Below are 693 nucleotides of genomic sequence, written 5' to 3' on the forward strand. Positions count from 1 at the left end.
ATGAAAGGCCGCAAACAGTTCTCAGGAAAAAAATACAAATAAGTCCAATAAGGTGAATAAGGTGAATAAGGAAAGACGCGATGTTTCACGTTCCATTTAAATTACGAGAACCCAACGGCCTCGTAATTCCCAAAGGGCCAAGCTTTTCTTGGGCAAATACCATTCGCAGCGATATTGATGGGACCGAAATTTGTTTTAAAGCACCCAAGCACCGCCCGCGCCGCTCTAATCACAAGCCCATTCAGCCAGAGCGTTGTTATAACGCCAAACAAACGCTTACGTTCCGCAACTATTTTGATGACGAAAAAGCCGCACGAGGGCTTGTTGACCATTGGCGGGAAGCCGACTTTTTTTATCGTACCTGGGCATTTAATGGCCCTTGGTTTACGGGTGTAGCATCGGAGTTACGGCTATCTTTTAGACTCATCAAGATAGTTAACTACCCAAAGGATGTATCGCTGTTTCACCCAAGAGCGTTTGAGCAGGTGGTAGGAGACAACCTCACAAATCTACACTCACATCATCTTGATGAAACCCGTGACTATATTCAGGAGTTTAACGCGCCGATTAACTGGCAGCCTCTGTATCTCTTACCCGTCAACGCGGTTAAGCTGGAGGTAGTCTCCCAAGCTTTTTCCCCGCACAGAACAATTACTCATCATGTCTATTTTCCATTAGCGGATAACCTATTCG

General features: G+C 45.6%; 1 protein-coding gene. It reads left to right on the forward strand.

Annotated features, from left to right (window positions below; all coding sequences use genetic code 11):
• Positions 1–80: 80 nt before the first annotated feature.
• A partial coding sequence (locus IDZ20_RS07755; RefSeq protein ID WP_188150863.1) for a hypothetical protein occupies positions 81–693 on the forward strand: 613 nt, incomplete at its 3' end.

This window comes from Teredinibacter waterburyi (genome assembly GCF_001922985.1).
Classification (GTDB): domain Bacteria; phylum Pseudomonadota; class Gammaproteobacteria; order Pseudomonadales; family Cellvibrionaceae; genus Teredinibacter; species Teredinibacter waterburyi.